General features: G+C 72.7%; 9 protein-coding genes and 1 pseudogene. 5 read left to right on the top strand and 5 right to left on the bottom strand.

Annotated elements, in window-relative coordinates:
• Positions 1 to 38 precede the first annotated feature (38 nt).
• Together DZG00_RS08700 and DZG00_RS08705 are read right to left on the bottom strand one after the other, a co-directional pair.
• The gene (locus DZG00_RS08700) at positions 39 to 1,145 is read right to left on the bottom strand and encodes a carbohydrate ABC transporter permease (protein ID WP_119381305.1); all 1,107 of its coding nucleotides are present in this window, start codon (positions 1,143 to 1,145) and stop codon (positions 39 to 41) included.
• A gap of 88 nt (positions 1,146 to 1,233) precedes the next feature.
• Positions 1,234 to 2,553: an ABC transporter substrate-binding protein gene (locus tag DZG00_RS08705; RefSeq protein ID WP_119381304.1), complete on the bottom strand. Its 1,320-nt coding sequence runs from the start codon at positions 2,551 to 2,553 to the stop codon at positions 1,234 to 1,236.
• A 160-nt stretch (positions 2,554 to 2,713) separates the two neighbouring features.
• Between DZG00_RS08705 and DZG00_RS08710 the strand changes: the two genes are divergently transcribed.
• A complete protein-coding gene (locus DZG00_RS08710; RefSeq protein ID WP_119381303.1) occupies positions 2,714 to 3,724 on the top strand; it encodes a Gfo/Idh/MocA family protein in 1,011 nt (336 codons plus the stop codon).
• Between the two features lie 66 nt (positions 3,725 to 3,790).
• On the opposite strand, the gene DZG00_RS08715 is transcribed toward DZG00_RS08710, so the two are convergent.
• From DZG00_RS08715 to DZG00_RS08725, 3 genes are all read right to left on the bottom strand, one after another.
• Complete coding sequence (locus DZG00_RS08715; protein WP_119381302.1) at positions 3,791 to 4,966, bottom strand: zinc-dependent alcohol dehydrogenase; 1,176 nt, start codon at positions 4,964 to 4,966, stop codon at positions 3,791 to 3,793.
• Between the two features lie 398 nt (positions 4,967 to 5,364).
• Positions 5,365 to 5,691: a hypothetical protein gene (locus DZG00_RS08720; protein WP_119381301.1), complete on the bottom strand. Its 327-nt coding sequence runs from the start codon at positions 5,689 to 5,691 to the stop codon at positions 5,365 to 5,367.
• 165 nt (positions 5,692 to 5,856) lie between these two features.
• The gene (locus tag DZG00_RS08725; protein ID WP_012039605.1) at positions 5,857 to 6,180 is read right to left on the bottom strand and encodes a DUF7882 family protein; all 324 of its coding nucleotides are present in this window, start codon (positions 6,178 to 6,180) and stop codon (positions 5,857 to 5,859) included.
• Between the two features lie 341 nt (positions 6,181 to 6,521).
• Here DZG00_RS08725 and DZG00_RS08730 point away from each other — a divergent pair, with 341 nt between their 5' ends.
• The 4 genes and pseudogenes from DZG00_RS08730 to DZG00_RS08745 all read left to right on the top strand — a co-directional run.
• Positions 6,522 to 7,406 (top strand): manganese catalase, encoded by an 885-nt coding sequence (locus DZG00_RS08730; protein ID WP_119381300.1) that lies wholly within the window; start codon positions 6,522 to 6,524, stop codon positions 7,404 to 7,406.
• Positions 7,407 to 7,523: 117 nt separating this feature from the next.
• Positions 7,524 to 8,303 carry an MBL fold metallo-hydrolase gene (locus tag DZG00_RS08735; protein WP_199688892.1) on the top strand — a complete coding sequence of 260 codons (780 nt, stop codon included), beginning with the start codon at positions 7,524 to 7,526 and terminating at the stop codon, positions 8,301 to 8,303.
• Positions 8,300 to 9,037, top strand: a complete 738-nt coding sequence (locus tag DZG00_RS08740; RefSeq protein ID WP_119381299.1) for a histidine phosphatase family protein — start codon at positions 8,300 to 8,302, stop codon at positions 9,035 to 9,037. The genes DZG00_RS08735 and DZG00_RS08740 overlap by 4 nt, the downstream gene beginning before the upstream one ends.
• Positions 9,021 to 9,243, top strand: a pseudogene (locus DZG00_RS08745) (NAD(P)H-hydrate dehydratase); the annotation flags it as partial. The gene DZG00_RS08740 and the pseudogene DZG00_RS08745, both read left to right, overlap by 17 nt.

A 9,243-nucleotide genomic window follows, 5' to 3' on the forward strand; every position in this document is an offset into this window, starting at 1 on the left:
GGCGGGGCCGGCGGGGCCGGCGGGGCTGACGGTGGCGGTCATGATGCGCGCTCCTCGGGAAGGACGGTGTCGGGCGCCTGCGGCACGCTGGTCGCGCCGGGCGAGGGGGCAGCGGGCTGCGCGCGGAACCGGGTGATGGCCCGGCGGGTGCGGCGGGCGGATCCCCGCGCCTCCACCCCCGCGATGCGCCGCGACAGCCAGAAGTTGAGCAGCCCGATGAGCACGATGAGGAGGAACAGGATCCACGCCACCGCGCTCGCCTTGCCGAAGTCCTGCCGGTTGAACGCGAGGTCCCACAGGTAGAGCACGGTCGTCTGGTACTGCCGCTGGGGACCGCCCGGCGTGGAGCTCGCCGCGTTGAAGAGCTTGGGCTCCGTGAAGATCTGCAGGCCGCCGATGGTGGCCGTGATGATCACGAAGACGAGGGTCGGCCGGATGCTCGGCACGGTGATGGAGAAGAACCGCCGCACGGATCCCGCGCCGTCGAGCGCTGCCGACTCGTGCACGTCGCGCGGCACGGCCTGCATGGCGGCGAGGAGGATGAGCGCGTTGTACCCGGTCCAGCGCCAGTTCACCATCGTGGCGATGGCGAGGTGCGACGGCAGCGTCTCCGTCTTCCACATGACCGGGTCGAGCCCGATCTCGGTGAGCAGGTTGTTCACGAGCCCGTAGCGCTCGCCGAACATGCTGCTGAAGATGATCGCGACCGCGACGGGCGTGACGATGTAGGGGAGGATCACGCTCATCCGCCAGAACGTCTTCGCCCGCAGGTTCTGGTCGAGGATCGCCGCGATGGCCGCCGCGACCGCGAGCTGCGGCACCGTCGACAGCAGGAAGATGCTGAACGTGTTGTAGACCGAGTTCCAGAACAGCGGATCCGCGAGCTCGACCGCGTAGTTCTCGAACCCGACCCAGTCGCCGGCCCCCGTCAGCAGGTTCCAGTCGTTGAGCGACACGACGAACGTGTAGACGAGCGGGAACAGGCCGACCAGCGCGAAGAGCACGAAGAACGGCGCGACGTAGAGGTACGGCGAGTAGCGGAAGTCCCACGTGGCGAGCCGCTGGCGCCAGGTCGGCGGGGCGGGCTCCCGCGGCGGCAGCGCGCGGGGTCGGGGCGGCGCCGGCGGGCGCAGGGTGGTCGTCATCGGTCCTTCTCTCGCGCGTGTGGGGCGGGGTGCGGACGCGCGTGCGCCCGCACCCCTTCGGGTGGGCGGTCCCCCGACCGCCCGGCTCCTACTGGTCGACCAGCTGGCCGAGCAGGGTGATCGCGTCGTCCCACGACTCCTCGCCGTCGGACTTGCCGGCGTCGAGCGCCTGGATGGAGGGGCCGAAGACCTGCTCCTGGATCACCGAGTCGTCCGGTCCCTTGTACTGCGCCTCGACGCCCTGGGCCCGGGCGCTGAGCATCGTGCCGAGCGGCGCGTCGTTGAAGAACGCCGTGAGCTCGCTCTCCCCGGTCACGCCCTCCGAGGACTGCGCCTCGACGGTGCTCGGGAAGGTGCCCGCCGCCTGGAACGCGGCGGTCTGCTGCTCGGGCTCCGTGAGCCACGCGGCGAGCTCGGCGGCCTCGGCCGGGTGCTCGGAGCTGGCGGGGACGGTCAGGAACGAGCCACCCCAGTTGGCGGACCCGCCGGGGAAGACGTCCGCGAAGTCCCAGCCGGTCGTGGCGTCGCCGCCCGCGGACTCGGCGTTGCCCTGCAGCGTGCCGAGCATCCACCCGGGGCAGACGAAGGTGGCGAAGGATCCGTCGGTGAAGGCCTTGCCGCCGCCCCAGTCCCACGCGGTCTGCGCGTCGGAGAGGCCGGCGCCGGCGCCGTCGGCGACCTTCTGCCAGAGCGCCTCGAGGTCGGCGTTGCCCTCGACGTTGAGCTCGCCGTCCTCCGTGTAGTAGCCCTCGGGCTGCTGGTTGACCATGGCGTTCCAGATGAAGCCGGACTGGTCGTACCAGGACTTCCCCGTGGCCGCCTTGTACTGCTTCCCGACCTCGAAGTAGCGGTCCCAGGTGGCGTCCTCGCCGCCGAAGAGCGTCGCCACCTCGGTGCGCTCGGTGGGCAGGCCCGCCTCGGCGAAGAGCTTCGAGTTGTAGCAGAGGCCCTCGGGGCCGATGTCGGTGCCGTAGCCGATGACGCGGCCCTCGGGATCCGTGGCCTGGTCGTACTTCCAGGGGACCCAGCGGTCCTTCACGTCCTCGATGCCGTGGTCGCGGAGGTCGGTGAACGAGTCGGAGACCTGCATCACCTTGCTGAGCCAGCCCTCCTCGACGGCCTGCACGTCGGGGAGCCCCGCCCCGGACGCCTGCTTGGTCTGCCAGTCGATGAGGGCGTTGCCGCCCGTGTCGATGTTGGTCGCCTTGATGGTGACGCCCGGGTGCGACTCCTCGTACTGGGCGTAGAGCTCGTCGAAGCCCATCTTGTTGAACGTGGTGACGGTGAGCGTGATGTCCCCGCCGTCGGATCCGCCCGCGCCGCCGGAGGTGCATCCGGTCGCGAGGAGGGCGATCACCGCGGCGCCGGCGATGCCGGCGGCTGCGCGCGTTCGTGCTGTGTTCGTCAAAGGTCACTCCCTTGTGCCTGTCGAGCGTCGGTGCTCTCGCTGTAAGAGCGCTCTCACGCCGTTCGGCAGACCATATGCGGCCTCTCTCCGGCCTGTCAAGGGCGGGGCGCGCTTCGGTGGAAGCGCTCTCACGTGGCCCGGCACCCCGTAGGCTCGATCCATGTCGACGACGATGCCGCCCACCTCCGCGCCCGCGTCCGAGGAGGCCCGCCCCATCCGCTTCGGCGTGATCGGCGCGGCCGGCATCGCGACCTCGGTCGTCCCCGACATGCAGCTCGTGCCCGGCGTCGAGGTCGTGGCCGTGCACTCCCGCACCCGCTCGAGCTCCGAGCAGCTGGCGTCGGCGTGCGGCATCCCGCGGATCCACGACACCCTCGAGGCGCTCCTCGCCGACCCCGAGGTCGACGCCGTCTACGTCGCCACCCCGCACACGCTCCACCGCGCGCAGGCCGAGGCCGCCCTCCGCGCCGGCAAGCACGTCGTCTGCGAGAAGCCCGCGACCACGACGGCCGCCGACACCCGCGCGCTCGTCGACCTCGCCCGCGCCGAGGGCCTGCTGTTCCTCGAGGCGCTGTGGATGGCCTTCTCGCCCGGCTACCTCGCCGTCCGCGAGGCGATCGCGGACGGCCGCGTCGGGGATCCGCGCACGATCGCCGTGGCCTTCGGCTTCGTCACCGAGGAGGGGCAGGGCCGCCTCTGGGACCCGGAGGTCGGCGGCGGCACGCTCCTCGACATGGGCGTCTACCCGCTCGCCTTCGCGCACGGCCTGTTCGGCGCGCCCTCGACGGTCGCCGCGGTCGGCACGGTGATCGACGGCGGCGTCGACACCGAGGTCGCGATCCTGCTCGGCTGGCCCGACGGCCGCCAGGCGACGCTCGCCTGCTCGCTCGTCGCCGCGCTGCCCACGGGCGCGACCGTCAGCGGCACGGCCGGCCGAATGGACGTGGATCCGCTGTTCCTCGCCTCCACCGGGCTCACTATCGTGCCCGCCGACGGGGATCCGGAGCGGCGCGAGCACGAGATCGAGGGCCGCGGGTACGTCCCGATGTTCCGCGCGGCACGGGACGCGATCCGCGCGGGCGACGTCGAGTGCGCGGAGATGCCGCACGCGGCCTCGGTGGACCTCGCCGAGCTGATGGACGGGATCCTCGCGGAGATCGGCGCGCGCTGACCCGTCCGGCAGACGACGACGGCCGCGCCCCCGAAGGGACGCGGCCGTCGTCGTCGGAGCGGGAGGCTACGGCTTCAGCACCACCTTGATGCAGCCGTCCTCCTTCTTCTGGAAGATCTCGTACATGTGCGCGGCCTCGCTGAGGGGCACGGAGTGCGTGACGAGGTCCATGACGCCGAGCGGGTCGGACGGGTCCTCGACGAGGGGCAGCAGGTCCTCGATCCAGTACTGGACGTTGCACTGGCCCATGCGGATGGCGATCTGCTTGTCGAAGAGCGACTTCATGGGCAGCGGGTCGGCCTCTCCGCCGTAGACGCCGGAGATGGAGACGGTGCCGCCGCGGCGGACCGCGTCGAACGCCGTGTGCAGGGCCGCGAGGCGGTCGACGCTGGCGACGTCCATGACCTTCTTCGCGATGCCGTCGGGCAGGAGGCCGGCGGCCTTCTCGGCGAACGAGGCGACGGGGCTGCCGTGCGCCTCCATGCCGACGGCCTCGACCACGGCGTCGGGCCCGCGGCCGTCGACCATCTGGCGCAGCTTGTCGGCGACGTCGTCGGTGAGGTCGAGGGTCTCGACGCCGTGGCGCTCCGCCATCGCGCGGCGCTCGGGGACGGGATCCACCGCGATGACGCGGTAGCCCAGGTGCTTGCCGATGCGGGCCGCGAACTGGCCGACGGGGCCGAGGCCCATGACGCCGAGCGTGCCGCCCTCGGGGACGTTCGCGTACTGCACGCCCTGCCAGGCGGTGGGGAGGATGTCGCTGAGGAAGAGGTAGCGCTCGTCGGGGAGCTCGGAGTTCACGACGATCGCGTTGACGTCGGCGAGCGGCATGCGGAGGCGCTCGGCCTGGCCGCCGGGGATGGATCCGTACATCTCGCTGAAGCCGTAGAGCGCGGCGCCGCTGCCCTGCGCCTTCACCTGCGTGGTCTCGCACTGCGTGAAGAGGCCGCGGTCGCACATGAAGCAGTCGTGGCACGCGATGACGAACGGGACGACGACGCGGTCGCCGACCTTGAGCTTCGTGACGGCGCTGCCGACCTGCTCGACGACGCCCATGTTCTCGTGGCCGAGCACGTCGTCCTTGTCGAGGAACGGGCCGAAGACCTCGTAGAGGTGGAGGTCGGATCCGCAGATCGCGGTCGACGTGATGCGGATGACCGCGTCGGTGTCCTGCTCGACGACGGGATCCGCGACGTCCTTGACCTCGACGTCGTGGATGCCCTGCCAGGTGAGTGCCTTCATGGTGCTCCTTCGCTCTCGGGCGCGGATCCTCGTGGGATGCGCGCTCGTCCACACAACGCCCTCGGGGGCTGTCCGCCAAGCGAAGGTCAGGCCTCGTCCAGGGAGCGGGGGCGCCCGGGCGCGGCGACGGGCGGCGACGGGAGACGCAGGCTGGGTCGCCGGGGTCGGGTCGCCGGGGCCGCTCGCACGATCCGCCCCGGGAGTCGGTCGTCCACGACACGACCGCCCCGGGGCGGATCTCGAGGGCCGGGATGACGGTCCGGACTGCATAGGAGGACTCTCGACAACCCTCAAGCGCCCGAGCCCGTGTCGGCCTCGTGCCCACAGTGTGCTCCCCAACCGGGGAAATGCACAGGGTCACGTCATGTCCCGCGGCGGATCCGCGGCAACGGGTGGGCTCAGACGTCCCAGCCGTGGGTGCGCTGCACGGCGCGCAGGGCCTCCGCCGCCTCGTCCTCGCCGTAGGGCAGGCGGTCCCAGTGGATGCCCGCGGCGGAGATCCAGCCCAGCTCGCCGAGCGCGACCGCGAGGTCCTCGATGTAGAGCGCGACCGCGTCGTCGGTGCCGCGGATGGCGTCGCCGGTGATCGACCAGCCGAAGTAGCCGGCCACGAACCGGGCCTGCTCGGTCGGGCTGCGGCGGGGACCCTCGGGGCGCGAGGGGAGCGACTCGCTCGCGGACGACTGGACGAGGTCGCCCACGTCGTCGGCGCCGGTGTCGTGCATCGCGTCCCTCTCCCGGGTGACGCGCCCGCGTGACCCGGCCCCACGATGCCAGCCGCGGTGGATCCGCCCCAATGGACTCCCGGGGGTTGACAGGGGGAACGGGCCCGGACTAGCGGCGGGGTGCTCGCCGCCGTAGTTCGCGGTGAGTGCGCTGTCGGTGCGCGGTCACCGCGCGTCGTCGCGCGGCTCGTCCTCCGGGGGCTCGCGCATGATGAGCAGGCCGCCGGGGCTGTTCGCCGTGGTCATCAACGCATCCACCCACTTGCGGTTGATGGGGGGCACGCGGCTGCCGTGGTACTTGAAGACCAGCGGCAGCGAGTTGTGCATCCAGATGGTGGTGCGCCCGTCGCCCACCTCGACGTCGTCGCGCCAGGAGAAGTAGAAGTTCTCCCCACGGCGCAGCTTCGCGCCGATGACGAGCTGCAGGTGCGCCAGCAGGCGGTCGTCGAACTCCGCCGTCAGCGTCGAGTCGTACTTGAACGTGCCCATGATCGATCCCGTGTCCCCCTCATGAGCTCTCGGGCCCCGCGCCGACGGAGAGGGGGCCAGAGAGCGGCGCTGAGCTTCGGCCGTGCCCACCCACTATGCCAGCGTTGCCGCCGGAATCCGGCTCGTCGAGCAGACGGATGCGCATGTGGTAGTGGACGGGGGCGAGGAGGGACGCCGGACGGGGGCGGCCCGCGGCCCGGATCACGTCACCGACGCGCCCGGCCCGACCTGCTCGGCGTCTGTCAAGGGGGTAGGCGCTCCGCCTCCGACCGGCGGACGGTCGATGGACAGCCGCGGTCGCACCGACCGCGACGCCGACGACGACGAGGAGAGACCCCTCCATGTTCTTCCACAAGCAGGAGCTGCAGCACAGCGCGACGCCCGACAAGCCCGACCCCATCTACGCCCGCCACCTCCAGGAGGTGCTCGGCGGCCAGTACGGCGAGATCTCCGTGGCCATGCAGTACGGCTTCCAGTCCTGGAACTCGAAGCTCCCCGGCAAGTACCGCGACATGCTCTACGGCATCGGCGCGGAGGAGTTCGGCCACGTCGAGATGCTCGCGATCATGATCGCCAAGCTGCTCGAGACCGCGCCGGTCGAGGAGACCGAGGAGGCGATGAAGGACCCGACCCTCGCGGCCGTCATCGGAGGGAGCGACATCCAGCACGCCATCGTCGCGGGCGCCGGCGCGCGCCCCGTCGACAGCAACGGGAACCCGTGGCAGGGATCCTTCGTCACGTGCAGCGGCAACCTGCTCGCCGACTTCACGGCCAACGCGAACGCCGAGATGCAGGGCCGGATCCAGGTGGCGCGGCTCTACCACATGACCGACGACAAGGGCGTGAAGGACCTCCTCTCCTTCCTGCTCGCGCGCGACACCATGCACCAGAACCAGTGGACAGCCGCGATCGCGGAGCTGCGCGCGGAGGGCACGGAGGACCTGCCGGTCCCGAGCGACTTCCCCCTCGAGCTCGAGGACCGCGAGGTGTCGTACCAGTACCTCAACTTCTCGGACGGCCCCGCCGCCAAGGAGGGCTCGTGGGCGTCCGGCCCCGCGCCCGACGGCAAGGGCACGTTCACGTACCACGACGGCCCGACCTCCTCGGTGCCGATGCCCGCCCCGCCCATCGGCAACCCGCTCCTGCACGGCACGATCCCGCCGAAGGACGCAGGGCTGCTGAAGAAGGCCGCGAGCGCCGTGAAGGACGCCGTCACCCCGGAGTGATCCGGGACGCACGACCGGGCGGCCGACCATCCAGGGTCGGCCGCCCGCCCGCGTCCGCCGCCCGGATCCCCGCGACCCGGATCCGCAGCCCGCGGGCGCACCGACCGAGAGGACCGCATGATCCGCACCGGCACACCGCCCCGACCCTCGTCCGCCGTGCTCACGCGCGACGTGGCCCCCGGCGTCCACCTGCTCGCCCACGCGCACGTGAACCTGTACCTGATCGAGGGCGACGACGGCGTCACCCTCGTCGACACGGCGTTCCCCGCCACCTGGCCGCACCTGCTTCGCGCGCTCGTGGCGATCGGCCGCACCCCCGACGACGTGCGCGCCGTCGTGCTGACGCACGGGCACTTCGACCACGTGGGATCCGCGGCCCGCGCCGCCCGCGAGCTCGGCGTGCCGGTGCACGTGCACCCGGGCGACGCGGCGATCGCCCGCCACCCCTACTCGTACCGCCGCGAGCGCACGCCGTTCGCGTACCCGCTGCGGTACGGACGCGCGATCCCCGTGGTCGCCGCGATGGCGGCTGCAGGCGCCCTGCGCGTCGAGGGCGTGGAGGCCACCGCGGACATCGCCGCCGGGCCGCTCGACGTGCCCGGCCGACCCGTCGCGATCCCCACCCCCGGCCACACCGACGGCCACGTCGCCCTGCACCTGCCCGACCGCGACGCGCTCATCACGGGCGACGCGCTCGTGACGCTGGATCCGTACACCGGTCGCACCGGCTGCCGCATCGTCGCGGGCGCCGCCACCGCGGACAGCGGTCGCGCCCTCCGCTCGCTCCAGGCCCTCGAGGAGACCGACGCGCGCATCGTGCTGCCGGGGCACGGCGCGCCCTGGACCAACGGGATCCGCGCCGCCGTCGCCGCGGCCCGCGCCGTGGGCCCGTCGTGACCGGCCTCACCGAACTGTGGCTCGTGCGCCACGGCGAGAGCACGGCCAACGTCGCCGCGAGCCGGGCCGACCGCGAGGGGGCCGAGGTGATCCGGGTCGACCACCGGGATCCGGACGTGCCGCTCTCCGACACCGGGAAGGCGCAGGCGCGCGCGCTCGGCCGCTGGCTCGCGACCCGGTCGGACGTGCCGACGGCCGTGTGGTCGTCCCACTACCTGCGGGCGAGGACCACGGCCGCGGTCGCGCTGGCCGAGGCCGGCATCGACGCGGAGGTCCGGGCCGACGAGCGCCTGCGCGACCGCGAGCTCGGGATCCTCGACCTCCTCACCTCCCGCGGCGTCGCCGCCCGGCACCCCGACGAGGACGACCGTCGCCGCTGGCTCGGCAAGCTCTCCTACCGACCGCCGGGCGGGGAGTCGTGGGCCGACGTGGCGCTGCGGATCCGCTCGTTCCTGCAGGACCCCGAGGTCGAGACCGCCGACGGCCGCGCCCTCATCACGACGCACGACGCCGTGGTCATGCTCTTCCTCTACGTCGGCCTCGGGCTCACCGAGGCCGAGCTGCTCGCGTTCCAGGCGCAGCACACCGTGGCGAACGCCTCCGTCACGATCCTCGAGCGGTCCGCCCCGCGCGGCCCGTGGACCCTCCGGACCTTCTCGGCCACGGACCACCTCGACGGGCACGGCGCCCCCGTCACCCAGCACGGAGGAGAACCCGATGACCGACGGCGATGACGCGCGGCCCGACGGGCCCGCGGAGGTGGTGACCCCGGCCGCGCTGCGCGAGTGGGCCCTGCCGCAGGCGACCGGATCCAAGTACGGGCGCGGCCAGGTCGTGGTCGTCGGCGGGGCCCTGCGCTCCCCCGGCGCCGCCATGATCTCCGGCCTCGCCGCCCTGCGCGTCGGCGCCGGCCGCCTCACGCTCGCGGTCGGCGCGTCCG

It is taken from the genome of Clavibacter lycopersici (genome assembly GCF_003576405.1).
Classification (GTDB): Bacteria; Actinomycetota; Actinomycetes; order Actinomycetales; family Microbacteriaceae; genus Clavibacter; species Clavibacter lycopersici.